29 protein-coding genes are annotated in these 26,969 nt (G+C 65.0%); 27 read left to right on the top strand and 2 right to left on the bottom strand.

From position 1 onward, the window contains the following. The 14 genes from RTQ83_RS19335 to RTQ83_RS19270 form a co-directional block, all read left to right on the top strand. The coding region (locus tag RTQ83_RS19335) for a sensor histidine kinase (protein ID WP_312518072.1) at positions 1 to 547 on the top strand (547 nt) is incomplete at its 5' end. Positions 548 to 555: 8 nt separating this feature from the next. Beyond that, a complete protein-coding gene (locus RTQ83_RS19330; protein WP_312518069.1) occupies positions 556 to 1,200 on the top strand; it encodes a response regulator transcription factor in 645 nt (214 codons plus the stop codon). 122 nt (positions 1,201 to 1,322) lie between these two features. Then, the gene (locus RTQ83_RS19325) at positions 1,323 to 2,936 is read left to right on the top strand and encodes a diguanylate cyclase (RefSeq protein WP_312518067.1); all 1,614 of its coding nucleotides are present in this window, start codon (positions 1,323 to 1,325) and stop codon (positions 2,934 to 2,936) included. Between the two features lie 74 nt (positions 2,937 to 3,010). Beyond that, positions 3,011 to 4,246 (top strand): flagellin lysine-N-methylase, encoded by a 1,236-nt coding sequence (gene fliB / locus RTQ83_RS19320; RefSeq protein WP_312518065.1) that lies wholly within the window; start codon positions 3,011 to 3,013, stop codon positions 4,244 to 4,246. Positions 4,247 to 4,570: 324 nt separating this feature from the next. Next, entirely contained in the window at positions 4,571 to 6,031 is a 1,461-nt protein-coding gene (locus RTQ83_RS19315) for a flagellin (RefSeq protein WP_312518063.1), read from the top strand. Positions 6,032 to 6,115: 84 nt separating this feature from the next. Continuing rightward, positions 6,116 to 6,463 carry a flagellar protein FlaG gene (locus tag RTQ83_RS19310; protein WP_312518060.1) on the top strand — a complete coding sequence of 116 codons (348 nt, stop codon included), beginning with the start codon at positions 6,116 to 6,118 and terminating at the stop codon, positions 6,461 to 6,463. A 183-nt stretch (positions 6,464 to 6,646) separates the two neighbouring features. Further along, entirely contained in the window at positions 6,647 to 9,265 is a 2,619-nt protein-coding gene (fliD, locus tag RTQ83_RS19305; RefSeq protein ID WP_312518058.1) for a flagellar filament capping protein FliD, read from the top strand. A 30-nt stretch (positions 9,266 to 9,295) separates the two neighbouring features. Continuing rightward, positions 9,296 to 9,739, top strand: a complete 444-nt coding sequence (gene fliS / locus RTQ83_RS19300) for a flagellar export chaperone FliS (RefSeq protein ID WP_312518056.1) — start codon at positions 9,296 to 9,298, stop codon at positions 9,737 to 9,739. Between the two features lie 46 nt (positions 9,740 to 9,785). Next, the gene (locus RTQ83_RS19295; protein ID WP_312518078.1) at positions 9,786 to 10,115 is read left to right on the top strand and encodes a flagellar protein FliT; all 330 of its coding nucleotides are present in this window, start codon (positions 9,786 to 9,788) and stop codon (positions 10,113 to 10,115) included. A 20-nt stretch (positions 10,116 to 10,135) separates the two neighbouring features. Then, positions 10,136 to 11,314, top strand: coding sequence for a flagellar hook-length control protein FliK (locus RTQ83_RS19290; RefSeq protein ID WP_312518053.1), 1,179 nt, complete (start codon positions 10,136 to 10,138; stop codon positions 11,312 to 11,314). Then, positions 11,307 to 11,699, top strand: coding sequence for an EscU/YscU/HrcU family type III secretion system export apparatus switch protein (locus tag RTQ83_RS19285; RefSeq protein ID WP_312518050.1), 393 nt, complete (start codon positions 11,307 to 11,309; stop codon positions 11,697 to 11,699). The genes RTQ83_RS19290 and RTQ83_RS19285 overlap by 8 nt, the downstream gene beginning before the upstream one ends. A 2-nt stretch (positions 11,700 to 11,701) precedes the next feature. Further along, positions 11,702 to 12,451, top strand: coding sequence for a flagellar brake protein (locus tag RTQ83_RS19280; RefSeq protein ID WP_312518047.1), 750 nt, complete (start codon positions 11,702 to 11,704; stop codon positions 12,449 to 12,451). Positions 12,452 to 12,488: 37 nt separating this feature from the next. After that, positions 12,489 to 13,598 (top strand): HD domain-containing phosphohydrolase, encoded by a 1,110-nt coding sequence (locus tag RTQ83_RS19275; protein WP_312518045.1) that lies wholly within the window; start codon positions 12,489 to 12,491, stop codon positions 13,596 to 13,598. 44 nt (positions 13,599 to 13,642) lie between these two features. Beyond that, positions 13,643 to 14,095 (top strand): Rrf2 family transcriptional regulator, encoded by a 453-nt coding sequence (locus tag RTQ83_RS19270; protein WP_312518042.1) that lies wholly within the window; start codon positions 13,643 to 13,645, stop codon positions 14,093 to 14,095. Positions 14,096 to 14,109: 14 nt separating this feature from the next. Here RTQ83_RS19270 and RTQ83_RS19265 read toward each other — a convergent pair whose 3' ends face one another. Continuing rightward, complete coding sequence (locus RTQ83_RS19265; protein ID WP_312518040.1) at positions 14,110 to 15,012, bottom strand: LysR family transcriptional regulator; 903 nt, start codon at positions 15,010 to 15,012, stop codon at positions 14,110 to 14,112. An 85-nt stretch (positions 15,013 to 15,097) separates the two neighbouring features. On the opposite strand from RTQ83_RS19265, the gene sugE reads away from it, so the two are divergent. After that, positions 15,098 to 15,418 carry a quaternary ammonium compound efflux SMR transporter SugE gene (gene sugE, locus RTQ83_RS19260; RefSeq protein ID WP_312518037.1) on the top strand — a complete coding sequence of 107 codons (321 nt, stop codon included), beginning with the start codon at positions 15,098 to 15,100 and terminating at the stop codon, positions 15,416 to 15,418. Between the two features lie 27 nt (positions 15,419 to 15,445). Here the strand turns inward: sugE and fliE are convergent, their stop codons facing one another. Then, complete coding sequence (gene fliE / locus RTQ83_RS19255; protein WP_312518034.1) at positions 15,446 to 15,817, bottom strand: flagellar hook-basal body complex protein FliE; 372 nt, start codon at positions 15,815 to 15,817, stop codon at positions 15,446 to 15,448. 199 nt (positions 15,818 to 16,016) lie between these two features. Here fliE and fliF point away from each other — a divergent pair, with 199 nt between their 5' ends. The 12 genes from fliF to fliQ all read left to right on the top strand — a co-directional run bounded on the left by fliF (position 16,017) and on the right by fliQ (position 26,909). Further along, a complete protein-coding gene (fliF, locus tag RTQ83_RS19250) occupies positions 16,017 to 17,717 on the top strand; it encodes a flagellar basal-body MS-ring/collar protein FliF (protein WP_312518031.1) in 1,701 nt (566 codons plus the stop codon). Next, positions 17,710 to 18,714 carry a flagellar motor switch protein FliG gene (gene fliG, locus RTQ83_RS19245; protein ID WP_312518028.1) on the top strand — a complete coding sequence of 335 codons (1,005 nt, stop codon included), beginning with the start codon at positions 17,710 to 17,712 and terminating at the stop codon, positions 18,712 to 18,714. Before fliF ends, fliG begins: the two co-directional genes overlap by 8 nt. Then, positions 18,714 to 19,439: a flagellar assembly protein FliH gene (gene fliH, locus RTQ83_RS19240; RefSeq protein WP_312518025.1), complete on the top strand. Its 726-nt coding sequence runs from the start codon at positions 18,714 to 18,716 to the stop codon at positions 19,437 to 19,439. The genes fliG and fliH overlap by 1 nt, the downstream gene beginning before the upstream one ends. After that, positions 19,439 to 20,854, top strand: a complete 1,416-nt coding sequence (gene fliI / locus RTQ83_RS19235; protein ID WP_312518023.1) for a flagellar protein export ATPase FliI — start codon at positions 19,439 to 19,441, stop codon at positions 20,852 to 20,854. The genes fliH and fliI overlap by 1 nt, the downstream gene beginning before the upstream one ends. Positions 20,855 to 20,894: 40 nt before the next feature. Then, entirely contained in the window at positions 20,895 to 21,338 is a 444-nt protein-coding gene (gene fliJ, locus RTQ83_RS19230) for a flagellar export protein FliJ (RefSeq protein WP_312518020.1), read from the top strand. A 29-nt stretch (positions 21,339 to 21,367) separates the two neighbouring features. After that, complete coding sequence (locus RTQ83_RS19225) at positions 21,368 to 22,660, top strand: flagellar hook-length control protein FliK (protein ID WP_312518018.1); 1,293 nt, start codon at positions 21,368 to 21,370, stop codon at positions 22,658 to 22,660. A gap of 329 nt (positions 22,661 to 22,989) precedes the next feature. Continuing rightward, positions 22,990 to 23,511, top strand: a complete 522-nt coding sequence (fliL, locus tag RTQ83_RS19220) for a flagellar basal body-associated protein FliL (protein ID WP_312518075.1) — start codon at positions 22,990 to 22,992, stop codon at positions 23,509 to 23,511. 24 nt (positions 23,512 to 23,535) lie between these two features. Then, a complete protein-coding gene (fliM, locus tag RTQ83_RS19215; RefSeq protein WP_290416484.1) occupies positions 23,536 to 24,519 on the top strand; it encodes a flagellar motor switch protein FliM in 984 nt (327 codons plus the stop codon). Between the two features lie 61 nt (positions 24,520 to 24,580). Next, a complete protein-coding gene (fliN, locus tag RTQ83_RS19210) occupies positions 24,581 to 25,024 on the top strand; it encodes a flagellar motor switch protein FliN (RefSeq protein WP_312518014.1) in 444 nt (147 codons plus the stop codon). Positions 25,025 to 25,155: 131 nt separating this feature from the next. After that, complete coding sequence (gene fliO / locus RTQ83_RS19205) at positions 25,156 to 25,899, top strand: flagellar biosynthetic protein FliO (protein WP_312518011.1); 744 nt, start codon at positions 25,156 to 25,158, stop codon at positions 25,897 to 25,899. After that, a complete protein-coding gene (gene fliP / locus RTQ83_RS19200; protein WP_312518008.1) occupies positions 25,889 to 26,629 on the top strand; it encodes a flagellar type III secretion system pore protein FliP in 741 nt (246 codons plus the stop codon). Before fliO ends, fliP begins: the two co-directional genes overlap by 11 nt. A 10-nt stretch (positions 26,630 to 26,639) precedes the next feature. Next, the gene (fliQ, locus tag RTQ83_RS19195) at positions 26,640 to 26,909 is read left to right on the top strand and encodes a flagellar biosynthesis protein FliQ (protein WP_005665867.1); all 270 of its coding nucleotides are present in this window, start codon (positions 26,640 to 26,642) and stop codon (positions 26,907 to 26,909) included. Positions 26,910 to 26,969 lie beyond the last annotated feature (60 nt).

Genomic DNA, 26,969 nt, shown 5'->3' with positions numbered 1-26,969 from the left:
GGCGCGCCTGCCCGACGACCAGCCCGGCCTGCTGGAAAAAGCCGCCTACGTCGATGACCTGGTCGACCGCACCATCGAGGCGGTGCACCGCATTTCGCTCGACCTGCGTCCCAGCACGCTCGACCTAGGCCTGGTGGCGGCGCTTGAATGGCAGGCCCGTGAATTCGAAAAGCAGACCGGCATCGCGGTGGTGATGCGCTGCCCGGACGGCGACGTCGAGCTCGATCCCGACCACGCCACCGCCCTGTTCCGCATCTTTCAGGAAGCGCTGACCAATATCGCCAAGCACGCCGGCGCCACCCGGGTCACGGTGTCGCTGCGGCGCCAGCGCGGCCACCTCACCCTGAGCGTGTGCGACAACGGGCGCGGCCTGGTGCCGAGCGACCGCCTCAAGCCGCAATCGTTCGGCCTGCGCGGCATGAGCGAGCGCGCCGCGGCGATGAAGGGCACGCTGGCCTTGTCGGCGGCGCCCGGAGGTGGCACGATGGTGACCATCAAGACCAGGCTGGCCGCTCCCCTGCCCCGTGCAGGCGAGCACGAACCATAAGAACAAGAATGACCGAAAAAACTATCCGCGTGTTCATCGCCGATGACCACGCCATCGTCCGCGCCGGACTCAAGCAGATCCTGGCCGAGGAAGGCGACATCGTCGTCGCCGGCGAAGCCGAGAGCGGCATCGACGCCGGGCGCCTGGTGGGTAAGGCCAGGCCGCACGTGATGCTGCTGGATATCTCGCTGCCCGACCGCAACGGCATCGAAGTGCTCAAGCAGATCAAGAAGGACAAGCCCGAGCTGGCGGTGCTGATGCTGTCGATGCACCGCGAAGACCAGTACGCAATCCGCGCCCTCAAGGCCGGAGCCGCCGGCTATCTAACCAAGCAGAGCGCGCCGCGCGAGCTGGTGACCGCAATCCGCCAGGTGGCGGGCGGACAAAAGTACGTCAGCGCGGCGCTGGCCCAGACTTTGGCCAGCCAGGTCGGCGCCGACCACGAGGCGGCGCCGCACGAAGGCCTGTCGGACCGCGAATACCAGACCCTGACCATGATCGCCTCCGGCCGCACTGTGGGCGAGATCGCGCAGGAACTGTCGCTGTCGGTGAAGACGATCAGCGAATACCGCGCGCGCCTCTTGGTCAAGATGAAACTCAAGACCAGCGCCGAACTGACCAGCTACGCGATCCGTAACGGTCTGGTGGACTGAATGTGACATTCTGTTGTAGCGGAGGCGGTCAAGATGTGTCCTGCCATCTTTTTTAATTGATAACCGGCAAGAAAGCTGATTATCATGTCGCCAATCCGGTAAATCCGTCCCCGCAGCATTCCATGGCCACTCCGACTCCTCCCACCGCCGCTCCCGTTCTGAATGCCGGCTCGAACCCGGCCGATATCGCACGCGAAGCCTTCCGCCGCCTGGCCACGCGCCGCATCGCGCCGACGCCGGACAACTACCGCGCCATCTATGACGAGATCGCCGGGATCTCCTCCAAACCGGCGCATGAACCGCCTGCGCCCGTATCCGCTCCCGCTCCAGTCCCCGATCATGGTGCGGCCGACGTGCTGGCCGGCTTCGCGCGGCGCCTGATCGAGACCCCGGGCGAACTGTCGGACTATGGCCGCAGCATGGCGCGCGCCGTCAAGAACGCCGACTGGAACGGCTACACCCAGGCACTGAAGCAATTGTCCGAACGTCACCTGCGGCGCAACACCCCGGTGATGGCGCTCGGTACCGAAGAGCCCGACACCCGCCTGCTGCGCGAGATGCTGGCGCGCACCCTGTCGTTCGCCTGCGCCTCGCTGCTGGACGGTAATCCGGAGATGGTGGCGGAGGCCGAAGCGTTGGGTGGCCTGGTCAAGAACGCGGTCGGCGAAGCCGAACTGCAGGAAATCGCCGCGCGCCTGAAGCAATTGTGCTTCCAGATCGAGCTGCGCAAGGACGAAGGCGCCGAGCGCCAGGAACTGCTGCTGCGCCTGTTCCGCCTGCTGCTCGACAACGTCGAAGGCCTGCTGGAAGACGACAGCTGGATGCGCGGCCAGGTGCTGGCGGTGCAGGACCTGATCGCCGGTCCTCTGGACGCACGCGCGCTGGAAGACGCCACCCGCAGCCTGAAGGACGTGATCATCAAGCAAGGTCACCTCAAGCACGGCATCGCCGACGTGCGCGCCACCATGAAGAACATGATGGCGACCTTTATCGACCGCCTCGGTTCGGCCGCCGCCTCGAGTGGCGAATACCACGCCAAACTCGGCGGCTTGTCGGAACGCATTGCTGGCGCCGCCGACATCGACGAACTCAATGCCGTGCTGGAAGAAGTGCTGCGCGAGACACGCGCCGCCCAGGACGAAGCGCTGGCCTCGCGCGACCGCATGCTGGCCGCGCACCAGGAAGTGCAGGACGCCGAGCTGCGCATCCGCGAGCTGGAGGCCGAGCTGCAGCATATGAGCGAGCTGGTGCGCGAAGATCAATTGACCGGGAGTTTGAACCGGCGCGGCCTGGACGACGTGTTCGAGCGCGAATCGGCGCGCGCCGACCGCCGCAACACCCCGCTGTGCGTGGCCCTGCTCGACCTGGACAACTTCAAGCGCCTGAACGACACCTACGGCCACATGGCCGGCGACGCCGCCCTGCGCCACCTGGTGAAGGTGGTGCGCGAAACCCTGCGCGCGGTGGACGTGATCGCGCGCTTCGGCGGCGAGGAATTCCTGATCCTGCTGCCGGAGACCAGCGTCGAAGCGGCAGCGGCGGCGATGGTGCGGGTGCAGCGCGAGCTGACCAAGCACTTTTTCCTGCACGATAACGAGAAGATGCTGATCACCTTCTCGTGCGGGGTGGCGCTGCGCCATGCGCATGAAGAGCAGGCATCGCTCATGAAACGGGCCGATGGGGCGATGTACCAAGCCAAGAATAGCGGCAAGAATCGGGTGGTGATCGCAAGTTGAAGGGTGTTTCCTGACGGTTACACTGGCGCCGGCAGTCCGATACTGCCCTCCCTTTACCCTGACGATCGACGACCATGGCCATCCTGCACCGCACCCGCAACATCTCCGTCCTCATGCCGCGCTATGTCGAGCGCTTCCGCTGCACCGGTCCGAGTTGCGAAGACACCTGCTGCACCGGCTGGCCGGTCCATATCGACAAAAAGACCTATAAAGCCTACCGCGCGCATGCCAAGAGCGACGAAACGATGCGTCCGCTGGCAGCGCTGATCCAGCGCATCGACGATCCGTCCGAGCCGAATATGTACGGCGTCCTGCCGGTCTTGCCCGATACCGGCGCCTGCCCGGCCCACCAGGGTGGCATGTGCGCGATCCAATCCGGCGCTGGCGAGAGCTTTCTGTCAAATACTTGTCACAACTATCCGCGAAACACCATGCGTGTCAACGGCCAGTTCGAACAGGCGATGACGCTGTCCTGTCCCGAAGCGGCGCGGCTGGCCTTGCTGGCCGAGGATGCGTTCGACTTCGTCGAAGCGTCGGTCAGCGTGCGCGAAGCCATGGTGCGCGCAATCCGGCCGCGTGGCGGCTTCACAGCGGAGATGATGGGCGAGGCGCGCATCTTCAGCGTTAATCTGATCCGTACGCGCGAACTGGCGCTCTGGCAACGCCTGAGCCTGCTCGGTGCATTCTGCCAGGCGCTGGAAGGCTGTCTCGGCGGCGCGGCGGACGCAGTGCAAGTCTTGATCGACGACTTCGTGCGCGCCATCGAAAGCGGAGAACTGACCACGGCCCTGGATGGCGTCCAGCCCGGCCACGAGGCGCAGGCCATGGTCTTCGCCACGCTGTGGGCATCGCGCGGCTTCAACAGCAATTCGCCGTTCCAGCTACAGCAGATGGCCGGCATCGCAGCCGGGCTGGGCGGCAACGACAGCGGCCAGGTCACCGGCGCGGATCTGGCCGCCGCCTATCGGCGCGGTCTGGAGCGCTTGGAACAGACGCTGGAGGCCGCGCCCTGGCTGCTGGAGCACTACTTGTTGAACGAAATGTTCATTCATCAATTTCCGATTGCCTGGCTCAGCCCTTATGACGCTTACCTGCAATTGGTGGCGCGTTTCGGCCTGCTGCGCCTGCTGCTTGCCGCGCAGTGCAATACCGAAGGTGCGCTGCCATCGGTGGCGTCGTTGGCGGCCACCGTCCAGCTGCAATGCCGCCGCTTCCAGCACGATCCGCAGTTTTCGGCCGAAATTACCGATTCGCTGCGTTCCAGCGGCTGGGCCGAACTGGGCAAGCTGAACACTTTGCTCAGAACCTGAGCCTGGCCGAGACGCCGGAATGACAACAGGCCGGGCCGTTTCGACGGTGCCGGCCTTCTTTTTTTCCGTAATGACAACTGCAGCGCGTATAAAAATAATTTTTTTCGCCCTCAAGTTTGATTTTTTGATGCCGCCAAGGATTGCCCTTCGTAGCCGGACTTCGAAAAAATCGCATTTTTATCGTAAGAGGGCCCTAAACTTTTTCCGTAGGGCACCGTTACCAGCAACAACAGCGGATTGAACGTCACAGAACAGCGTGGCGGTCCAAAGTGAACAGCAGCACGGTCGCTGCACCCCTAGAAAGACCTAGTCTGGAGAAATACCATGGCATCCGTAATCAATACCAACGTCGCATCCCTGAACTCGCAGCGTAACCTGTCGACCTCGCAAGCTTCCCTGAACACCTCGATCCAACGCCTGTCGTCGGGTCTGCGCATCAACAGCGCCAAGGATGACGCCGCTGGTCTGGCCATCTCGGACCGCATGAATTCGCAAATCAAGGGCATGACGCAAGCGACCCGTAACGCCAACGATGGCGTGTCGATGGCGCAAACCGCTGAAGGCGCCCTGTCGAGCTCGGGCGACATCCTGCAGCGTATCCGTGAACTGGCAGTGCAATCGTCGAACTCGTCGAACTCGGCCAGCGACCGTAAAGCCCTGCAAACCGAAGTCACCCAACTGACCTCGGAACTGAACCGCATCGCCAACACCACCGAGTTCAACGGCCAGAAGCTGATGGACGGCTCGATGGGCACCGCGAACTTCCAGGTTGGCGCCAACGCCGGCCAACTGATCTCGATGGGCGGCTCGAACTTCACCACCTCGACCTACGGCAACAACCGTGTCGAAGTCGCTGCCCAGCAGGCGAGCGATTTCGGTGCCACCGCAATGACCGGCGGTAAAATGGTGATCAACGGCTCGCAAGGTACGAAGGATTACACCGTTCTGGCCACCGACACGGCCAAGACCACTGCCGCTGCTATCAACAAGCTGAGCGGCGACACGGGCGTAACCGCGAGTGCCAAGACTGAAGCCGTCATGGTGGCAACCGCTGAGAAGTCGTACACCTTCGAACTGAAATCCGACAACGCCGATAAGGCCGTCACCATTTCGTTCTCGATGGGTAAGACTGCCGATGCAAACGGTTATGCTTCTGCCATCAGCGCGTTCAACGCCCAGTCGGCCAAGACCGGTGTGACCGCATCGTACGACTCGGCCAACGGCGGCCTGAAGCTGACCCACGCCGATGGTAACGATATCAACCTGAAAAACACCAACACGGCAGCCGCCGACAGTGTCACCCTGACTACGTTGGACGCGGAAGGCAAAAAGCTGACCGGCACTGCCCCAGCGATGGCAGGAGCTGGTGGTTCGCTGACTGCCAAGGGCCGCATCACGCTCGACTCGGAAAAGAGCTTCTCGGTGGTTGACCCTAGCTCGTTCGCCATGGGCGGCGCATCGAAGCTGAAATCGGTGGCCGACCTCGACATCAGCACCTTCGATGGCGCCCAGGCTGCCATCAAGACCGCTGACGCTGCCTTGGCATCGGTAAACGGTCAGCGCGCGGAGTACGGCGCACTGCAGTCGCGTTTCGAATCAGCGATCTCGAACCTGTCGTCGTCGACCGAGAACCTGTCGGCATCGCGTAGCCGCATCGTCGACACCGACTTCGCTTCGGAAACCGCGAAGATGACCCGCGGCCAGATCCTGCAACAGGCCGGTACCTCGATGCTGGCCCAGGCCAACTCGCTGCCGAACGGCGTCCTGTCGCTGCTGCGTGGCTAATCGCTAGCACACGGTAACAACACGCTGTAAGCGATTCCTCGGCCGGAGAAATTCGGCCGGGGAATTTTTACTAGGAAAATCGACATGCAAATCCAGTCCACCGGTTTGCCGCTCACCCCGCGCCTGGACGAACGTCCGACCGCGGTAGCCGAGAGCGGCGCGGTCGCCGGGCGCCCTGTGCGTCCCGATGCGGCTACTACGCCGCCGAGCAAGGAAGATGTGTCGGCAGCAGTTGATAAGCTCAACGAGGCGATGGTCAATTCATCGCAGAGCCTGAAGTTCGAGATCGACGACGATACCAAGCAGATCGTGGTCAAGATCATCGACCAGGGCACGCAGGAAGTGGTGCGCCAGATGCCCACCGAAGAAGCGCTGCAGATGGCCAAGTCGATCGACAAGATGCAGGGATTGCTGATCCGGCAGACTGCCTGACCGGCCATTCCTGACTGACCGAAAACGCCGTATCCGCGAGGGTACGGCGTTTTTTTCATCAAACGGAAGCGCTTTTCTCTTAACTGAGCAGCAAAAGCAAAATAAAGCTGCCTTTACCGCTCTTAAGAACGGTTTGTTTCTGTCGATAACCACTTACGATATCGCTTTCACGGGAGAAAAAAAGTGGCTGCACTCGACATCAACAGCATCGTCACCCAGCTGATGCAGGCAGAATCCGCCCCGCTGGCCAACTTCGACAAGAAGTCGGCTGCGCTGCAGTCGCGTAATGCGGCGCTGGGCAAGGTCAGCGCTGCGGTCGCCACCTTCCAGGGCGCGCTGACCTCGCTGAACTCGACCTCCACGTTTCAGGGCCTGAGTGCTGCCGCCTCCAACAAAGACGTGCTGGGCGCCACCGCCGGTGCCACTGCTGTGCCGGGCAAGTACAAGATCAACGTCACCCAGCTGGCCCAGGCACAAAGTCTTAAAACGAGCGGCATGGCCAGCAACACCGCGATCATCGGAGCAGGCGCACCGACTACCCTCACCTTCCAGTTCGGCACTGTTACCGGCGGCACCTTCGGCGCCACTGGCAGCGCCCTGGGGCTGTCCCAAACCGCCAACGGTATCGCCAATGGTTCGCTCAGCATCAACGGTACCGCGATCGCCACCGGTTCGACCACCACTAGTGCGCGCGCGCTGGCAGAAGCGATCAACGCCCAAAGTGAAAAAACCGGCGTGGTTGCCACTGCAGGCAGCACCGCCACGTCGGCGGACCTGTTCAAGGATTTCGGCACTGTCAGCACCGCTGCCGGCGCCAGCTACAGCATGTCGGTAGGCGGCGTGCAGATTGCCGCCCTGGCAGGCGGCGCCAGCCTGAGCGGCGAGGAGCTGGACACGGCCCTGGCCGGCGCCACCAATGCCCTGGCTGCAGCCAACATCAGTTTTGAAGGCAGCGCCGCCGACGGCACCCTGAAATTCACTGCCGCCGACGGTTCGTCGATCGCGGTCAAGGAAACCGTCACTGGCAGCGTGAAGGGCGGTATTGGTCACGACGAAGACACCGCCACCAGCGGTTCCAATACGAACGCCACCGCCGGCGTTACCCTGCGCTCGATCGATGGCGACCAGATTCAGGTCGGCGGCACCAATCCGGGCGCCGCCGGCTTCACCACCGGCAGCGTCGGCACTCACATGGGCTCCGGGTTCTCGCTCAACGGCGCCATGGCCAGCAAGACCATCACCCTGGCAGCAGGCGACCAGTCGCTGCAGGGCATTCGCGACGCCATCAACAAGGCCGACATGGGCGTTACCGCGACCATCGTGTCCGACGGCAGCGCCAAGCCCTATCACCTGGTGCTAACCTCGAACAAGACCGGCGAAGCGACGACCATGAAGATCGGTGTCGATGGCGTGGACGGCGAACCGGGTGACCCTGCCATCGCCGCCCTGCTCGGCTACGATCCTGCCGGCGTGCAGAACCTGACCCAGACCGCCGGCGCCCAGAGCACGCTGCTGAACATGAACGGTATCGAGATCAAGAGCGACAGCACGACCGTCGACGGCGCCATTGAAGGCGTATCGCTCGACGTCACAGGTTTGGGCAGCAGTACGGTCACGGTGGACAAAAACACATCGGCGATCTCGACCGCGGTGAACGACTTCGTCAAGGCCTACAATGAACTGAACAAGACGATCAGCAGCCTGGCCGGCTACAACGCCGAAACCAAAACCGGTGGCGTGCTGCAGGGCGATGCCAGCGTGCGCTCGATCCAGAACCAGCTGCGACGTCAGCTCGGCAGCGTCATGGAAGGAACCGGCAGCAAACTCAATTCGTTAAGCCAGGTTGGCATCTCGTTCCAGCAAGATGGCAGCCTGAAGCTCGATTCGACCAAGCTGAACAAGGCAATTGCGGAAAATGCCGGAGACATCGGCGGCCTGTTCGCGGCAATGGGCGCGACCACTGACGGCCTGGTGAAGTTCGACAAATCGAGCGCGGCCACCAAGCCAGGCACCTACGCGATCAACGTCACCAGCCTTGCCACGCGCGGCACGCTGACCAGCGGCGCGGCCCTGAGCGGCTCGACCACGATCGCGCCGAATACTACCTGGCGCGTCACGCTGAACCAGACCGATCCGGTTACCGAAAGCAAGACCCAGGAAATCAAGCTGACCGCCGGCACCTACAGCAACGCCGACCTGGCCGCCATGCTGCGCTCGGCGATCAACGGCAACGCCACCTTCGCCGGCGCCGGCGACACGGTCGAAACGTCCGTCGGAGACGACGGTAAGCTGTCGATTTCGTCGAGCAAGTACGGTTCGGAGTCGAGCATCTCGATCGACAGCGTCAGCGGCAGCGGCGTTGCCGCCATCTTCGGCGGCGCCAGCGCTACCAAGGGCACCGATGTAGTCGGCACCATCGGCGGCGTGGCAGCCACCGGTAGCGGCCAGTCGCTGACCGCCGCCAATGGTTCGGCGGCGGCCGGGATCCAGGTCTCGGTCACTGGCGGCGCGATCGGCGAGCGCGGCACTGTCACGTTCTCGCAAGGTTTCGCCTACCAATTAACCAACCTAGCGGCCAGCTTTACCGGCAACGACAGTATCCTCAAGAGCAAGACCGATGGCATCAACGCGTCGATCAAGACGATCGCCGACCAGCGTTCGCGTTTCGAGACGCGCCTCGAAGGCATCGAGAAACGCTATCGCGCCCAGTTCGTGGCGCTCGATACCGCGCTGTCGTCGATGCAGAACACGCAGACTTATCTCACCCAGCAGTTGGCCGCCCTGTCTGCCAACTGGGGTTAAACAATCAATTCAGGATTTTTGGAGAAACACATGTTTGGAACCCCTAAGCGCGGCGTCGGTGCGTATGCGACGGTCGGCCTGGAAACCGGTGTCGCCGCCGCTTCGCCACACAAGTTGGTCGTGATGCTGTACGACGGCGTGATCGTCTCGCTGCTCAGTGCCATCAACAACATCAAGGTGACCAATATCGCCGCCAAGGGCGCTGCGCTGTCGAAAGCCATTACCATCATCGACAACGGCCTGCGCGCCTCGCTCGACAAGAACGCCGGCGGCGAAATCGCGGCCAACCTCGATTCGCTGTACGACTACATGAGCCGCCGCCTGCTCGAAGCCAACATCAAGAACGACGTCGCGATCATCGAAGAAGTGCGCGGCCTGATGGCCGACCTGCGCAGCGCCTGGGTCGAGATCGGCGACAAGAGCGATATGCCGCCGCCGTCGATGCAGCAGACGCCTTCGCTGATGAGCGCCTGATCCGGTTACCAAGCCAAGCACGAGAACGAGAGTACAGACAATGATGATGACGATGAGCGGACAAGAAGTCGTGTCGGTGTATGAAACCATGGTCGGTATCACCGACCGCATGCTCGACGCGGCCACCGCCAGCGAATGGGACCGTCTGGCCGAGCTGGAACAGGAATGCGCGGCCTGCGTGCGCCGCCTGAAGGCCGACGGCGACGGCCAGCCGCTGGCCGGCCAGGAACGCCAGCGCAAGGTCGCCGCGATCCGCCGCATGCTCGACACCGACCGCCAGATCCGCGACCTGACCCAGCCATGGATGGCGCACCTGTCGGCCATGATCGGCAACACCGCGACCGAACGCCGCGTCGTGCGCGCCTACGGCGTCTGAGTTCTTCCCCGGCCTGAGCCATGCTGCCGCGCGAGCTGGTCTCGAACGTTACCCCCGTCACCCCGGCCCGGCCGTCGGAGCCGGCAGCCGATCCGCGCCAGCAGGCATTCCAGCGCGAAGTCGCGCCGCTGCTCGGTAAAGCGATCCACGGCGCGGTGCAGGCCAAGCTCACCGACGGCAGCTTCGTCGTCAAGTTTGCCGATACCCAGGCGCGCATGCAGCTGCCCAGCGGCGCGCAAGTCGGCGCCGACGTCCCGCTCACTCTCGTTTCGCTCCATCCGCGCCCGACCTTCCAGGTCGGCGCCCAGACCGCCAATGCCGGCGCCGTCTTCAGCGAAGCCGGCCCGCCGCTGCCTGAAGGCGCCGACCCGGCCGCCTCTCCCCTGAACCTGCGCGAAGGCGCCGCCATCGGCCGCGCCGCCGCCCTGCTGGCGTCCGGCGCGGCGGCCGGCGCGCAAGCCTTTGCCGGCGGCGCCGAAGCCCAGAACACCACCCTGAGCAAGACCGGCCAGACGCTGGCCGGCGTGCTGGCCGCGGCCCAGAAGGCAGATACCGTCCTGAAATCCGTGACCGGCAGCACGCCGCTGATGGCCACGCCGGACGCCGCCGCCGATCCCGCCGCGCTGGCCAAGGGCTTGCAGCAGGCGCTCGGCAACAGCGGCCTGTTCTACGAATCGCACGTGGCCGAATGGGCACAGGGCGGCCGCCCGCTGGCCGAGCTGGCGGGCGAACCGCAGCAGCAGCAAGCCCAGGCCGGCGCCCGTCCGAACCCGCAGGATCCCGCCACCGCCCAGTTCATCAGCATGCAGCTGGCGACCCAGGAGCAGTCGCAGCTGGCCTGGCAGGGCCAGTTGTGGCCCGGCCAGCCGATGGAATGGGACGTGCGGCGCGAAGAGCAACACCAGGGCAATGGCGACGCCGATGGCGACGGGTCGGTCTGGCACAGCCGCCTGCGGCTTGACTTCCCCGAACTGGGCCGGCTCGAGGCCCAATTGACGATGGTGAACGGCGCGCTGCAGGTGCGCTTCGCCACCGGCGACGACGCCACCGCCGGCCTGCTGCGCGGCCAGATGGCGCGCCTGGCCGGGGCACTGGAAGCGGTCGGCACGCCGCTGGCGGGGTTCGACGCACGCGCGCAGGAAGACCGGCCGGCGCCGGCGGACGGCGCGGCGGACGGCGAGGTGGAACAGCGTGGCTGATCCGCTCGACAAACGGCGCCAGAGCGCGGTCGCCCTCGCCTACGGCGGCGCCAGCAGCGACGGCGCGCCCAAGGTGGTGGCCAAGGGCACCGGCCTGATCGCCGAACAGATCATGCAGCGTGCGCGCGAGGCCGGCGTGTTCGTGCACGAATCGAAGGAACTGGTGCAGCTGCTGATGGGCGTCGACCTCGACCGCGAGATCCCGCCGGCGCTGTACCGCGCGATTGCGGAACTGCTGGCCTGGCTTTATCATATCGAGTCGGCCAAGAAGAACGGCCTGCCCTTGCCGGCGGCGCCCGATCCGACACCCCACCTCCCACAGGACAGCGCGGCCGAAGACGTCACCCAGGACGCCGCGGCCGGCGCGGCAAACACAGAAGAATAACGATGGATGACGCAGAACTGGAAAACTGGCACGACTACGAAGTAGGGTCGCGCCGCGAGATCGTGGCGCTGCTGCGCCAGCTGGCCGAAAAGAACGCGCTGATCCGCATGCTGATCAAGGGCGAATCCGACGTCTGCGTCACCACCATCCTCGCCGTCGACGAAGCCGCCGGCACCATCGTGCTGGACCGCTCGATCGACCGCGCCCAGAACGAGCGCATCATCGCCGCCGGCCGCGTCAAGTGCGAAACCTCGCTCGACAAGATCCGCATCCTGTTCGCGGTCGAAGAACTGGGCGAAACCACCTACCGCGGCGACGCCGCCCTGCACGCCGCCATTCCACCGACCCTGATCCGCCTGCAGCGGCGCGAGGCCTACCGCATGCCGACCCCGGTCAGCAATCCGGTGCGCGCCCTGGTGCCGCTGACGCTGGACGCCGGCGGCGGCATCGGCGTGTTCCCGCTGCACGACATCAGTGTCGGCGGCATCGCCCTGCTCGACAACAGGCTGCAGCTGGGCACCGAAGTCGGCCGCGTGATCGAAGGCTGCCGTCTCGAACTGCCCGAGATCGGCCCGATCGCGACCGCGCTCGAGATCCGCAATTCGCTCGACCTCACCCTGCTCAACAACAAGACCAGCCGCCGCATCGGCCTGCAGTTCGCCGACATCTCGCGCGGCGGCATGGCGGCGGTGCAGCGCTACATCACCAAGCTCGAACGCGAGCGCAACGCGCGCCTGGCCGGCCTGGCCTGAGCGCCTTCCCGCGGCGCGCCTTTCCTCGACGGTTGCGATGCAGCGCCTCTCCTTTCCGGTCGACCACGGCCACGCCGCAGTGACGCTGGAGCAGGCCGTCGGCCTGCTGGCGCTTGCCGGCGACATGGCGCTGGGCCAGCCGCTGGGATTCTCCGGACAAGCCACGCAGCTGGCGGCGCGGCTGCGCTGGTCGGGTCGCCCGGCCGCCGCATCTGCCGGCGCCGGGTTGCAGGATCAGGTGGCGGCCGAGGTGGCGGGCGAAATCGCCGCCGCGATGGGTTTGCCGGCCGCGCTCGAAAGCAGTCTGCGCCAGGTGCGCCCGCCGTACGACGCGCTTGAGCCACACCAACACGCTGACGCGGCCCCTGCCCCGTTCCTGCCGGCCTCGGTCTCGCTGACGCTGGTGGCCGACGCGGTCGAACTCAAGCTGCCGTGGCTGGCCGGCCATTCGCGCCGCGTGGCCGTGCTGGCGCAGCGCGCCGCCGGCATCCTCGGCCTGCCGGAAGCGCAGGGGCGCCTGCTGGTGCGCGCCGCGCTGCTGCACGGCCTGGGACGCGCCGCGGTGCCGAATCCGGTCTGGGAACAGCCGCGCCGCCTCGGCGGCACCGAGCGCGGCGCGATGCCGCAAGCGCCCTACTGGACCGCGCGCGCCGCCGGCAGCATCGCAGGACTGGAACAGGAAGCCGCGCTGGCCGCGCAAGCCTGGGTGCGGCTGGACGCCAGCGAGTACGCGCGCAGCCTCGAGGATGCCGGGCCAGGCATGGCCCAGCGCGTGCTGGCCTGTGCAGTGATCCACGTCGCGCTGCGTTCGCCGCGCCCATGGCGCGCAGCCTATGCACCGGCGGCGGCGATCGCCCTGCTCGAAGCCGAAGCGGCCGGCGGGCGGCTCGACCGCGATGCCGTACGGGCGGTCGGCGCAGCCGCCAGGACCGACACCGGTGCGGTGGCGAGCACCGGCATCCTGTCCGCGCGCGAGGCCGACGTGTTGCGCCGCGTCAGCCTGGGACAGCGGGACAGGGACGTAGCCCGCGCCCTGCGCCTGAGCACAGGAGCCGTGCGCGCCCATGCCGCGGCCATCTTCGGCCGGCTCGGCTGCACCACGCGCCAAGGCGCCACCCTGAACGCGCTGACCCGCGAACTGATCTAGCAGTTGCCGGAACGGCATTGGCGATCGGTTATACTTGACCGATCATGCGTCTGACATCTTTTACCGACTATACGTTGCGTACATTGTTACACCTGGGCACAAACCCAGGGCGTCTGGTCACGATCCAGGAGATCGCCGACCTGCACAGCATCTCGAAAAACCACCTGATGAAGGTGGTCAACGAGCTGGCGCGCAACGGCGTCATCGAGACCGTGCGCGGCCGCAACGGCGGCTTTCGCCTGGCGCATGCGCCGGAGGACGTCAATATCGGCGCGATCGTGCGCATGAGCGAGAGCGACTTCTACATGGCCGAGTGCTTCGACCCGGGCGGCACGCCGTGCGGCCTGGTCACGGCCTGCGGCCTAAAGGGCGTGCTGGGCAGCGCCACCGCCGCATTCCTGGCCGAACTCGACCGTCACACGCTGGCCACCTTGCTGCCGGAACCGGCGCCGCGCGAAATGCCGGTGATCATGCAGCAGCGGCGCAAGAGCGCCTGAACCGGTTCACAAGCTCAAGCCACCTCCTCACGCCCCTGCGTCAGCAATTCCACGAAGCGGCGCGCGGCCGGTCCCAGCGGACGCCCGGCCGACCACACCACATCGACCCACAGGCGCAGGCTGTTGCTGAAATTCTCCGACGGAATCTGCACCAGCTGACCCAGCGCCAGCGGTTCGCGCACGAAGCCCGACGGTAGCCAGGCCCAGCCTAGTCCCGTCTCCACCAGGCGCAGCGCCGCCATCGGATGTTCGGTCGTCCATTGCAGGCGCGACATGGCGATGCGCTTGTCGACCTGGTCGGCATGGCGTCCGGCGACCACGATCTGGCGCTCGGCCAGCAGGTGCTCGTCGCGGATGCCGCTGGCCGGCATGCGCGCCAGCAGCGGATGGTGCGGCGCCAGCACGGCGACCAGGGTTTCCTGCGCCACTTCCTGGAATTTCTCGCTCGGATCCATGCCGTAGCGCTCGAACACCAGCGCCAGGTCGGAGCGGCCATCCTGCACCATCGCCAGCGCGTCGGCCTGCGGCGCGCTCAGCACTCGCACTTCGAGACCCGGATAGTCGATCGACAGCAGGCGCAGCGCTTCGTGCCAGGGGGCGGCGGCCATCAGTTCGGGCACCAGCACCAGCCTGAGTACCGATTCCAGGCCCTGGTGCAGCGACAGCGCGTGGATATTCAGGGACTGCACGCCTTCGACCAGCAGGCGCGCCTGCGGCAGCAGCGCCTGCGCGTGGGCGGTGGGACGCGGCTCGCGGCCGCTGCGGTCGAACAGCTGCAGGCCAAGCTCGGCTTCGAGATTGGCGATCGCCATGCTGACGGCGGACGGCACCCGGCCCAGCGCACGCGCCGCCGCCGAGAAGGAGCCGGTGTCTACCGCGGCGAGGAAGACGCCCAGGTTGTCGAGATCGAAAGCCATCTGTCAATGATACTGATATCTCCCGACTTTTTATCTTGGAAGAATGCACATATCATCACGGCATTCAATTTCAAGGAGCAAGAAAATGGTTTGGATCGTGCTGTTTTTCGCCGGCGTGTTCGAAGTGGTCTGGGCGGTGGGCCTGAAATACAGCGATGGCTTCAGCCGCCTGTGGCCGAGCGTGGGCACGCTGGTTGCCGCGATGATCAGCTTCGTCCTGCTGTCGGCCGCGATGAAGCAATTGCCGTTGGGGACGGCATATGCAATCTGGACCGGGATTGGCGCGGTGGGCGCGGCGCTGGCCGGCATCGTGCTGTTCGGTGAATCGGCCAGCCCGATGCGCCTGCTGTGCATCGGACTGATCGCGGCCGGCATCATCGGCCTGAAACTGGCGACGCCGGCCTGACACCGCCGGCATCGTGGCGAGCAGGCGTCACACCTGCATGTTCATGATGTCGTGATACGCCGACACCAGCTTGTTACGCACCTGCACCGTCGCCTGGAACGCAATGCTCGACTTCTGCATCGCGATCATGGTGTCCGACAAACTGACCGTGTCGTCGCCCATGGTAAACCGCTTGCTCAGCGCCTGCGCTTCGGCCGAACGGTCGCTCACGCCCTGCAGCGTGTTGTGCAGCGCCTGTGCGAAGTCGAGCTTGACCGCGGGCTTTTCGCCCACGCCGGCCAGGGCGCCCGCGCCCGGTGCAATCGGGGCTGCTGCCGGCTTGGCTGCTGCGGCCTTGAGCTGCTCCATCATGGCCTGGATGCGGCTGCTGTCGATGCCGCCGATACCGCCGATACTCATCGCTACCTCCTGCGTGTTATTGCCCTGTAGAATCTACACAAGGCCAACCAATGCTATTCAAGGCTACCAGAATAGCAGTGCGGGTCACTATTTCAGCCGCGAGTTAGGCCGGTAAACGCCCCCTATTTCCGCATTTGATTGTTGCCCCACGGCTTCATAATGCTGCCTGTTCCCACATTTCATCTCTATACCCACCCCTATGGCAGCTACCGCGGACGAAGTGCTCGATACGCCACAACAGACTGAAAAACCATCGTTCTTCCAGACGACGATGGGCAAGCGCGTCGCCATCGGCGGCGGCGTGGCCCTGATCCTGGCGCTGATGGTGGCGGTCTGGATGTGGAGCCAGCAGCCGGAATACCGCGTGCTGTTCTCCAACTACAGCGACCGCGACGGTGGTGCGATCACCGCGTCGCTCGACCAGATGGGTGTGCAGTACAAGTTCTCGGAAGGCGGCAACGCGATCCTGGTGCCGGCCGAGCAGATCCCCGACCTGCGCCTGAAGCTGGCCGCGCAAGGCCTGCCGAAAGGCGGCAACGTCGGCTTCGAGCTGATGGAAAACCAGAAGCTGGGCGTGTCGCAGTTCCTGGAACAGGTCAACTACCAGCGCTCGCTGGAAGGCGAACTGGCGCGTTCGATCCAGTCGCTCGGTTCGGTGCTCAGCGCCCGCGTCCACCTGGCGCTGCCGAAGCCGTCGGTGTTCGTGCGTGACCAGCAAAAGCCGACCGCCTCGGTGCTGCTGACCCTGCAGCCGGGCCGCGCGCTGGACGCCGGCCAGGTCAGCGCCATCGTCCACCTGGTGGCCTCGAGCGTGCCGGAACTGACCTTCGGCAACGTGACCGTGGTCGACCAGAACGGCGCCCTGCTGTCGGAACAAGCCAACAAGAACCCGAACAACAAAATGCTGGACGCGACCCAGCTGAAGTACGTCGACCAGGTCCAGCAGAACATCATCAAGCAGGTCGAGTCGATCATCAAGCCGCTGGTTGGCGAGGGTAACGTGCGCGCCGAAGCGACTGCCGAAGTGGACTTTGCCCAGGTCGATACCGCGGCCGAGATGTACAAGCCGAATTCGCCGCCGGAGCCGCAAGCGATCCGTAGCCAGCAGACTTCGGAAACCCAGGGTGCAGGCGGCGCCGCATCGGGCATCCCGGGTGCACTGTCGAACCAGCCGCCGGGCGTGAACACCGCGCCGATCGACGGCCAGCCGCCAGCTGAGCAAGCTGCACCTGCAGGTCCGAGCACCAAGAACTCGACCACCAACTTCGAAGTGGACAAGACCATCCGCTACGAACAGCGTCCGATGGGCGGCATCAAGCGCCTGACTGTGGGCGTGATCGTGAACTACCGCCGCATCGTCGATCCGGCGACCGGCAAAGTGACCGTGCGTCCGCTGGCGGCGGCCGAAGTGGCCCAGATCAACGAACTGGTCAAGCAGGCGATGGGTTACAACCAGGCACGCGGCGACACCCTGAACGTGGCCAACGCCCCGTTCGACGGTGTGGACAAGCCGGCCGAAGCAGTGGTAGAACCGGACTGGTGGCGTGACCCGGCGAATATGCCGCTGTTCAAGGACCTGGCCCGCTACGCCTTCGTGTTCGCAGTCATCGCTTTCCTGTACTACCGCTTCCTGCGCCCGCTGCTGCGTCCGGCGATCAAGAAGTTCGACGAAGCGACCGCGATGCCGGAAGAGCCGAAGGACGAAGAGGAAGACGAGAAGGATGGCGAGGACGCCGACGCGGCCGACGCCGAAGAGGCCGAAGAGGACCTCGAGGAAGAAGAAAAGATTCGCCGCGACATGGGCTACCGCGCCAACCTGAAGCTGGCGAAAGAGCTGGCAGCACAGGATCCGCGTATCGTTGCAAACGTCATCAAAGGATGGTTGGGTTCAAATGAGTGATAAAGACAAAGACGCTACCAACAAGGCCGCCATCCTGATGCTGGCCCTGGGCGAGGCCGAAGCGGCCGAGGTGATGAAGTTCCTCGGCCCGCGCGAAGTGCTGAAACTGGGCGCGGCAATGGCCCAGATGAAGGCGGTGCAGCACGGCCAGGTGGTGACGGTGCTGGAAGAGTTCGTCGAAGAGACCAACCTGCACTCGACCGTCGGCCTCGATTCGGACGAATACATTCGCCAGGTGCTGACCAAGGCGCTGGGCGACGACAAGGCGGCTGTTTTGCTTAATCGAATTCTGGGCGGCAAGGACGCCTCGGGTATCGAAAGCCTGAAGTGGATGGACTCGGTCTCGGTGGCCGAACTGATCCGCAACGAGCACCCGCAGATCATCGCCACCATCCTGGTCCACCTCGAGCGCGACCAGGCTTGCGAGATTCTGGCAAACTTCACCGAACGCCTGCGCAACGACGTGGTGCTGCGGATCGCGACCCTGGACGGCGTGCAGCCGCAGGCACTGCGCGAACTGAACGACGTGCTGACCAAGCTGCTGTCGGGTAACGAGCACATCAAGAAGTCGTCGCTGGGCGGCGTGCGTACCGCGGCCGAGATCCTGAACTTCATGAGCGGCGAGCAGGAAGCCGCCGTGATGGACAATATCAAGAACTACGACAACGACATGGCGCAGAAGATCATGGACGAGATGTTCGTGTTCGACAACATCATCGACATCGACGACCGCGGCATCCAGCTGCTGCTGCGCGAAGTGCAGTCCGAGATGCTGATCATCGCGCTGAAAGGCGCCTCGCAGGATCTGCGCGAGAAGATCTTCAAGAACATGTCGCAGCGCGCCAGCGAGATGATGCGCGAAGATCTGGAATCGAAAGGTCCGGTGCGCCTGTCCGAGGTGGAATCGCAGCAGAAGCAGATTTTGCAGATCGTGCGCCGCCTGTCCGACGAAGGCCAGATCGTGCTGGGTGGTAAAGGAGAGGATTCGTTCGTCTGATGGCTATTCCGAAAGAACAGCAGAGCGCTTACCAGCGCTGGGAAATGACCTCGTTTGGCGACGACCGGCCGAGCACCCTGGCCCAGCGCGTGGCGGCGGCAGAAGCGGCTGCAGCCGCGGCTGCCGTCCCGGCGTCGATCGACCTGCCGCCGCAGATCGCCCTGCCGAGCGTGGAAGAACTGGAAGCGATGCGCGAAGCGGCGCGCCAGGACGGCTACGCGCAAGGCCTGGAAGAAGGCCGCGCCACCGGCCATGCCGAAGGCTACGCCGACGGCGCGCGCCAGGGCAAGCAGCAAGCCGAGCACGAACTGCAACAGCTGCGTTCGATCGCCGCCACCTTCAGCGATGCCGTCAACGCGGCCGACGAGACCATCGCCACCGATGTGCTCGAGCTGGCCCTGCGCCTGGCGCGCGGCATGGTGCGCACCGCCTTCGACGTGCGTCCTGAACTGATCCTGGACGTGGTGCGCGACGCCATCGAGCGCCTGCCCTCGCTGCAAAAGCCGGTCGTGATGACGCTCAATCCCGAAGATGCGGTGTTGGTGCGCGAAGGCATGGCGGACGAATTGCGCGACGGCGGCTGGCGCATCATCGAAGACGCGCAGCTGGTGCGCGGCGGCTGCAAGGTCGAAACCGCCAGCAACCAGATCGATGCCCAGGCCCAGGCACGCTGGCAGCGCCTGACCCATGCACTGAACAGTAACGTCGACTGGCTGGGCCAGTAATGGAACAGACCACCGCGCACGCCAACGACAGCGTCGACCGCCACACCGCGCGCTGGAAATCCTACCTGCGCGACTGCGACACGCTGGTCGGCTTTGCCGAACCGATGCAGATCTCGGGCCGCGTCACACGCGTGGCGGGCCTGGTGATGGAATGCGTCGGCCTGCGCCTGGCCGTGGGTGCGGCTGCGACCATTCCCACCGCGATGGGTTTCATCGAGGCCGAGGTGGTCGGTTTCGAGGGCGAACGGCTGTTCCTGATGCCGCAAAGCGACACCGAAGGCGTGGTGCCCGGCTCGCGCGTGTTTCCGGTGGAAAGCGTGTTGCCGCCGCCGGGCAGCGTGCCGCACTCGCGCCGCCGTCCGCAAGACCGCGCGCGCCACCTGCCGGTCGGCATGCAGTTGCTGGGGCGCGTGGTCGACGGCGCCGGCCGTCCGCTCGACGGCATGGGGCCGCTCGGCACCAGCGAAGTCGGCCCGCTCAACGCCCGCCCCGTCAATCCGCTCGACCGCGCCCCGATCAAGGACACGCTCGACGTCGGCGTGCGCGCCATCAATGCGATGCTGACCGTCGGCCGCGGCCAGCGCCTGGGCCTGTTCGCCGGTACCGGTGTCGGTAAATCGGTGTTGCTGGGCATGATCGCGCGCTACACCGAAGCCGAAGTGATCGTGGTCGGCCTGATCGGCGAACGCGGCCGGGAAGTCAAGGAATTCATCGACCAGATCCTGGGGCCGGAAGGCCGCGCCAGGTCGGCCGTGGTAGCCGCCCCGGCCGACTCGCCGCCGCTGCTGCGCCTGCAGGGCGCGGCGTATGCCACCGCGATCGCCGAGCACTTCCGCGACCAGGGCAAGAACGTGATGCTGATCATGGACTCGCTGACCCGCTACGCGATGGCGCAGCGCGAGATCGCGCTGGCGATCGGCGAACCGCCCGCGACCAAGGGCTACCCGCCTTCGGTCTTTGCAAAACTGCCGGTGCTGGTCGAGCGCGCCGGCAACGGTCTGGAAGGCGGCGGCTCGATCACCGCCTTCTACACCGTGCTGTCCGAGGGCGATGATCAACAAGATCCGATTGCGGATGCGGCGCGCGGTATTCTGGATGGTCACATCGTGCTGAATCGCCACCTGGCCGAGGCCGGCCACTATCCGGCGATCGACATCGAACAATCGATCTCGCGGGCGATGCACTCGATCACCACCCACGAGCACCAGCTGGCGGCGCGCAAGCTGAAGCAGTTGTATTCGCGCTACAACCGCTCGCGCGACCTGATCAACGTCGGCGCGTATGCCGCCGGCAGCGACCCGGTGCTGGACCAGGCGATCGCCAAGCACACCGTGATCGAAGAATTCCTGTGCCAGGAGATCCACGACAACGCCTCGCTGGGCGAGAGCTTGGGGCAACTTACCTCGCTATTCTGATGATTGCCGGGAGGCATGTGGCCGTACAATCTGATCCATTATGGCCAAAGCTTCCGCACTAGACACCCTGATCGACCTGGCGCAGCGCGACTCCGACGACGCCGCCAAGCGCCTGGGTGTCGCCCTGAAACTGGTCGAGGACGCCGAACAGAAGCTGCAAATGCTGACCGGCTACCGCGACGAATACGCGCGCAAGCTCGATGCGGCCCAGGTGGCCGGCATCACCCCTTTCGCGTACCACAACTTCGTGGCCTTCATCGGCAAGCTGGACAATGCCCTGAACGGCCAGCGCGAAGTGCTGAAACACGCCGAGTACAAGGCGAACACCGAACGCGCCACCTGGCAAGAGAGCGAGCGCAAGCGCCTGTCGTACCGCACGCTGAACGAGCGCGCCGCCAGCGAGGCGCTCAAGCTCCAGAACAAGCGCGACCAGAAGATGATGGACGACCACGCTGCCCGTGGCGCCCGTTACAAGCAACGCTGATCCACCGTTGACCCACGATTGAGCCAACAATGACGATGCAAACCAACTCCCTTCCGTTCCAGGTATCCGGCGCGAATGCGCTGAACGGCACCAATGCGACGCAGCGCAATTCTTCGGCCGACAAGCCGGCCGAGAACAGCAGCAGCGGCTTTGGCGCCACCTTCTCGCGCGAACTGGCCCAGCGCCAGCAGCCGCAGCCGGCAGCTCCGGCGCCTGCGCCCGCACCGGCTCAGCAGCCGAAGCCGGCCCAGCAGGGATCGAAACCGGCCCAGGCCGACAAGCCGGCCAGCCGCGAGCCGGCGCACCAAGCCGCCGCCAAGCCGGCCGCCGACGGTGCGCCCAAGACCGCCAAGGCCGACAGCAAGGGCAGCGCCGAAGAATCGGGCGACGCCGCTAGCGCCGCCGAGGCAGCCGAAGCGGCGACCACGCCTGTGACCGACATGCTGGCCTTCATGGCCAGCCTGCAGCAGCCGGCCGCGAATGCCGCTGTCGCGACCAATGCAGCCGCCGGCGGAAGTGCCGTCGAAGCGCAACTGACCGCGCTCGAGAACGCCATGAAGAACCTGAAAGGCAGCGCCACCGGTGCCGACGGCGCGGCGGTGACGACCGACGACAGCGGCGCCGGCCTCAAGCTGGCCACCGGTGTGGTGCCGGCCGCCACCGATGCGGTCGCTGCGCAGCAGGATGTGGCCCTGCAAGGCCAGGATGGCCAGCAGGACGCCGCCCAGTTCGGCGCCCACCTGCGCGAAGCCCAGCAGTCCGTGCCGGCCGCCGCCGAAGAAACCGCGCCGCCGTTGGCTCAGCTGCAAGCCCAGGCCGCCAAGCTGGCCGAGGTGCAGAACCCGGCCGCAGCCGGGGGCGATCGCATCCCGGCGCGGGTCGGCAGCCAGGCCTGGGACAACCAGGTCAGCCAGCGCATCGTGTACATGATCGGCAAGGAATCCGCGGCCACCCTGACCCTGAACCCGCCGGACCTCGGTCCGGTGCAGGTGGTGCTGAACGTGAGCAACGACCAGGCCACGGTCGCCTTCTCGTCGCAGCAGCTGGAGGTACGCCAGGCCCTTGAAAACGCCATGCCGCGCCTGCGCGAGATGATGAGCGAAAGCGGTATCGCGCTGGGTAATGCGACGGTCGATGCGGGTGCTGCGAACCAGCAGGGTTCGCAGAACAACGAGCGTCGTGCGGAAGGCGGTAACGGCAATGGCGGCGGCAATGGCCTGGCCGGGACTGGTCAGGGCGACGCGGCCGTGAATGAAGTGGCGCCGCGGGCGACGCGTACGGTTGCCTTGGGTGACCGTGGGATGGTCGACTTGTTTGCGTGATCAGGCGTTAGCCCACGCTTTACTGCTACCCCAAAAACCGTCATTCCCGCGCAGGCGGGAACCTAAGTTTTACGAGCAGCCACCAGTTCAAAACGTAATGGCTGCAATACGAACTTAGGTTCCCGCCTGCGCGGGAATGACGGTCTTGAGGGTGAAGGGTTTGAAGAGCAGTAACGATCTTTCAAAGCCCCTCGCCACAACCCCCAAATTACCCCCTCTTCCCCCCTCTGTTCAAAGCTTGCCGCACCGCATCTTTCCGCGACAATGCATAATGTTGTTCCCCACCATCAACCAGCTCACTACGACCTATCTTGAAAGCGAATCCGAAAATGAAGGCTGATCCGAAAGCGGACGCGGCAGCAGCGGCACCGGCCGGCTCGAAGAAAAAGCTCATCATCATGATCCTCGCCGCCATCCTCGTGCTTGGCGCGGGTGCGGGTGGCGGCTGGTATTTCAGCCAGTCGACGGCCGCCCACGGCGAAGAAGAAGCGCCGGCCAAGGAACACAAGAAAAAGAAAAAGAAAGATCCTGAAGCCAAACCAGAATACGTGCCGGTGGAAGCCTTCACCGTCAACCTGCAGCCGGAAAACGGCGAGCAGTACCTGCAGGTACAGTTCACGCTGCAAGTGGCCGGCGCCGAACAGGCGACCCTGGTGAAGGACAATATGGCGGTCGTGCGCAATCGCGTGCTGCTCCTGCTGTCGGGCAAAAAAGCCTCTGAAATCAACACCGTGCAAGGCAAGCAGCAGCTCGCCACCGAGATCAAGGAATCGATCACCGAGCCCTTCGAGAAAGATGGCGACGAACAGGAAGTGTCCGACGTATTATTTACTTCGTTTATCATCCAGTAAAAGCACTCGTAGACAGCACGCACCATGGCCGATAATTTCCTCTCACAGGAAGAAGTCGATGCCCTCTTAAAAGGGGTCAACGGCGATCAGGACGACATTGCGACGCCTGAAGACACCTCGGGAGTCCGCACCTATAACCTGGCAACGCAGGAGCGCATCGTGCGCGGCCGCATGCCGACGCTCGAGATCATCAACGAGCGTTTCGCCAGGTATCTGCGGGTCGGCCTGTTCAACTTCCTGCGCCGCAGCGCGGAAGTGTCCGTCGGGTCGGTCCGCGTTTCCAAGTACAGCGAGTTCATCCGCAACCTGGTGGTCCCGACCAACCTGAACCTGATCCACATGAAGCCGCTGCGCGGCACCGCCCTGATGGTGTTCGATCCGGGCCTGGTGTTCCTGCTGGTGGACAATCTATTCGGCGGCGACGGGCGCTTCCATACCCGCGTCGAGGGCCGCGACTTTACCCAGACCGAACAGCGCATCATCATGCGCATCCTCGACATCGTGTTCGAGGCCTACGGCAAGTCGTGGGAACCGGTGTACCCGATCGAGTTCGAGTACATCCGTTCCGAGATGAACACCCAGTTCGCGAACATCGCGACCCCGAACGAAGTGGTGGTGTCGTGCACCTTCACGGTCGAGCTGGGTTCGGTGTCGGGTCAGATCCACTTCTGCATGCCCTACTCGATGATCGAGCCGATCCGCGATGCGCTGACCTCCAGCATCCAGGGCGAGGCGCTGGAAGTTGACAAGCGCTGGGTGCGCCTGCTGACGCAGCAGATCCAGGTCGCCGAAGTCGAGCTGGTCGCGGTGCTCGGTCACGGCAAGGCCAATTTCGACGAGATCCTGAACATGAAGGTGGGCGACGTGATTCCGCTGGTGGTACCGGAAATGCTGGAGGCGACGGTGGACGGCGTGCCCGTCATCGAGTGCAGCTACGGCGTCAACAACGGTCAGTACGCGCTGAAGGTCGAGAAGCTGCTCGCGAACAGCGACACGTTCAGCAAGTAATCTAACCATTATCGATATCGGCAAGGCGCCGCGCGCCGGCCACGCAACACAGGAGAACAGCATGGCTGACAATCAGGACGACCAGGAACACATCGACGACGACTGGGGTGCGGCGATCGCCGAACAGGCGGCAGCCGAAGCGGCCGCGCTCGAGCGTTCGCAACAGCAGCAGGCCACCGCGCCGGCCGCCGCGGCTGCCGTGTTCAAGGACTTCTCGAACAAGGGCGCCAAGACCGACACGCCGAACGACATCGACTTCATCCTCGACATCCCGGTGCAGCTGACCGTGGAACTGGGCCGCACCAAGATTGCCATCAAGAACCTGCTGCAGCTGGCGCAGGGCTCGGTGGTCGAGCTGGACGGCCTGGCCGGCGAGCCGATGGACGTGCTGGTCAACGGCTGCCTGATCGCCCAGGGCGAGGTGGTGGTCGTGAATGACAAGTTCGGGATCCGACTCACTGATATCATCACGCCATCTGAACGGATTCGTAAATTGAATAAATGATCCCGCGCATCGCTTTCGCCCGCAGCACACCTTCCGCCACCGTGCCTGAATTGGCAATGTCGCCGGCCACTTCGCCGGGATGGCGATGGCGTAGCAAAGGTGCGGGCGCAAGCGATGCGTGGCGGCGCATCGTGCTGGCACTGCTGCTGGTGCCGCTGGCCGCCTCGGCCGTTCCCCAGAATACCGCTGCCGAACTCCCGGCCCACGCACCCGCGCCGGCCGCCCAGGAAGAATCCGCGGCTCCGCGCCGTCCCGGCGAAACCACTACCGGCCGCCCTCCCGCTTCGGCCCGTCCAGCCACCAGCGCCGCCGCCACCGCGACCGCGAAAGAAGCCCCGACCATCGCGCCGCTGCCCGGCGACGCTGCCATCAGCGGCGCCGACACCCAGAGTCCCGACCCGGCGCCAGCAGTGACGCCCGCCCCGGCACCAAGCGCCACGCCGGCACCGTCACGCCAGGCCCCGCAAGTGGCCATGCCCGCCACTAGCCCCGGCGCTGGCGGCCTGCTGCAGACCATCCTCGCCCTGCTGCTGGTGCTCGGCCTGCTGGCCGGCCTGGCCTGGTTCATGAAACGCTACGGTCCCAAAGCCATGGGCAGCAGCGCCAACCTGCGCGTGGTCGGCGCCCTCAACATCGGCGGGCGCGAACGCATCATGGTGGTGGAAGTGGGCGACCAGTGGATCGTGGTCGGCGCCGCGCCCGGCCGCGTGAATGCCCTGCACACCATGCCGCGCCAGGAAGGCGAAGCCGAGGTCATGTCTGCTACCGGCAGCCCATCGACGGCCGGCAATTTCTCGGACTGGCTCCGGAAAACCATCGACAACCGCAACACCGCCCGCGGCAACAACAGTATCGGCAAGCGCAATGAAAACTAAGCACATCCTGCTGGCGGCAGGGCTGGCGGCGCTGCCGCTGCTCGCCATCGCCCAGCCCGGCATCCCGGCCTTCCAGACCAGCACCGCGCCGGGCGGCGGCACCGCGTATTCGCTGCCGATCCAGACCCTGCTGCTGCTGACCTCGCTCACCTTCCTGCCGGCGGCGCTGCTGATGATGACCGGCTTTACCCGCATCATCATCGTGCTGTCGCTGCTGCGCCAGGCGCTCGGCACCCAGACCGCGCCGCCGAACCAGGTGATGGTGGGGCTGGCGCTGTTCCTGACCTTCTTCGTGATGGGCCCGACGTTCGACCGCATCTACAGCGAAGCCTATCTGCCGCTGCAGCGCAACGAAATCCAGATGCCTGAAGCGATGACGCGCGGCGCGGTGCCGCTCAAGGAATTCATGATCAAGCAGACGCGCCAGTCCGACCTGGCTCTGTTCGTCAAGATTTCGCGTTCGGAAGCGCTGCAGGGGCCGGAAGACATTCCGCTGCGGGTCTTGATTCCGGCCTTCGTCACGAGCGAGCTGAAGACGGCATTCCAGATCGGGTTCGCGATCTTCATACCGTTTTTGATCATCGACATGGTGGTGGCCTCGGTCCTGATGTCGATGGGCATGATGATGATGTCGCCGGCGGTGATCGCACTGCCGTTCAAGCTGATGCTGTTCGTGCTGGTCGATGGCTGGCAACTGCTGCTGGGCTCGCTGTCCCAGAGTTTCTATTGAGGACGCTGCCATGACTCCCGAGAGCGTGATGACGATGGGCCGCACGGCCATGGAAGTGACCCTGATGATCTCGGCGCCGCTGCTGCTGGTGGCGCTGATCATCGGCTTGATCATCAGTATTTTCCAGGCCGCGACGCAGATCAACGAGGCGACGCTGTCGTTCATTCCGAAGCTGGTGGGCGTGTTCGTGGCGCTGGTGGTGGCGGGGCCGTGGATGCTGTCGGTGATGCTCGACTATATGCGGCAGGTGTTTACGGGCATTCCGGGGTTGATTGGCTGAGATGGGGCTGGGTGGACGCGTCGGCGGCACAGCCGCCAACCCTACGGTGATGCCGGCGAT

Origin of the sequence: Massilia sp., from assembly GCF_031995545.1 — a bacterium.
In the GTDB taxonomy this organism is placed as follows: Bacteria; Pseudomonadota; Gammaproteobacteria; order Burkholderiales; family Burkholderiaceae_D; genus Telluria.
Note: the sequence above shows the minus strand (reverse complement) of the source record. Positions and strands in the feature narration are given on the sequence as shown.

Bases quoted from the DNA above. Each gene is read 5' to 3' on its own strand.
- RTQ83_RS19275 (WP_312518045.1), top strand. From the start codon at position 12,489: ATGCAGCGCCTCTCCTTTCCGGTCGACCACGGCCACGCCGCAGTGACG.
- fliJ (WP_312518020.1), top strand. From the start codon at position 20,895: ATGGCCAAAGCTTCCGCACTAGACACCCTGATCGACCTGGCGCAGCGC.
- RTQ83_RS19330 (WP_312518069.1), top strand. From the start codon at position 556: ATGACCGAAAAAACTATCCGCGTGTTCATCGCCGATGACCACGCCATC.
- RTQ83_RS19225 (WP_312518018.1), top strand. From the start codon at position 21,368: ATGACGATGCAAACCAACTCCCTTCCGTTCCAGGTATCCGGCGCGAAT.
- fliL (WP_312518075.1), top strand. From the start codon at position 22,990: ATGAAGGCTGATCCGAAAGCGGACGCGGCAGCAGCGGCACCGGCCGGC.
- fliF (WP_312518031.1), top strand. From the start codon at position 16,017: ATGGCAGCTACCGCGGACGAAGTGCTCGATACGCCACAACAGACTGAA.
- RTQ83_RS19310 (WP_312518060.1), top strand. From the start codon at position 6,116: ATGCAAATCCAGTCCACCGGTTTGCCGCTCACCCCGCGCCTGGACGAA.
- RTQ83_RS19315 (WP_312518063.1), top strand. From the start codon at position 4,571: ATGGCATCCGTAATCAATACCAACGTCGCATCCCTGAACTCGCAGCGT.
- fliP (WP_312518008.1), top strand. From the start codon at position 25,889: ATGAAAACTAAGCACATCCTGCTGGCGGCAGGGCTGGCGGCGCTGCCG.
- RTQ83_RS19325 (WP_312518067.1), top strand. From the start codon at position 1,323: ATGGCCACTCCGACTCCTCCCACCGCCGCTCCCGTTCTGAATGCCGGC.
- RTQ83_RS19265 (WP_312518040.1), bottom strand. From the start codon at position 15,012: ATGGCTTTCGATCTCGACAACCTGGGCGTCTTCCTCGCCGCGGTAGAC.
- fliI (WP_312518023.1), top strand. From the start codon at position 19,439: ATGGAACAGACCACCGCGCACGCCAACGACAGCGTCGACCGCCACACC.
- RTQ83_RS19280 (WP_312518047.1), top strand. From the start codon at position 11,702: ATGGATGACGCAGAACTGGAAAACTGGCACGACTACGAAGTAGGGTCG.
- fliB (WP_312518065.1), top strand. From the start codon at position 3,011: ATGGCCATCCTGCACCGCACCCGCAACATCTCCGTCCTCATGCCGCGC.
- fliS (WP_312518056.1), top strand. From the start codon at position 9,296: ATGTTTGGAACCCCTAAGCGCGGCGTCGGTGCGTATGCGACGGTCGGC.
- fliH (WP_312518025.1), top strand. From the start codon at position 18,714: ATGGCTATTCCGAAAGAACAGCAGAGCGCTTACCAGCGCTGGGAAATG.
- RTQ83_RS19290 (WP_312518053.1), top strand. From the start codon at position 10,136: ATGCTGCCGCGCGAGCTGGTCTCGAACGTTACCCCCGTCACCCCGGCC.
- fliN (WP_312518014.1), top strand. From the start codon at position 24,581: ATGGCTGACAATCAGGACGACCAGGAACACATCGACGACGACTGGGGT.
- RTQ83_RS19295 (WP_312518078.1), top strand. From the start codon at position 9,786: ATGACGATGAGCGGACAAGAAGTCGTGTCGGTGTATGAAACCATGGTC.
- fliG (WP_312518028.1), top strand. From the start codon at position 17,710: ATGAGTGATAAAGACAAAGACGCTACCAACAAGGCCGCCATCCTGATG.
- sugE (WP_312518037.1), top strand. From the start codon at position 15,098: ATGGTTTGGATCGTGCTGTTTTTCGCCGGCGTGTTCGAAGTGGTCTGG.
- RTQ83_RS19270 (WP_312518042.1), top strand. From the start codon at position 13,643: ATGCGTCTGACATCTTTTACCGACTATACGTTGCGTACATTGTTACAC.
- fliM (WP_290416484.1), top strand. From the start codon at position 23,536: ATGGCCGATAATTTCCTCTCACAGGAAGAAGTCGATGCCCTCTTAAAA.
- fliE (WP_312518034.1), bottom strand. From the start codon at position 15,817: ATGAGTATCGGCGGTATCGGCGGCATCGACAGCAGCCGCATCCAGGCC.
- fliQ (WP_005665867.1), top strand. From the start codon at position 26,640: ATGACTCCCGAGAGCGTGATGACGATGGGCCGCACGGCCATGGAAGTG.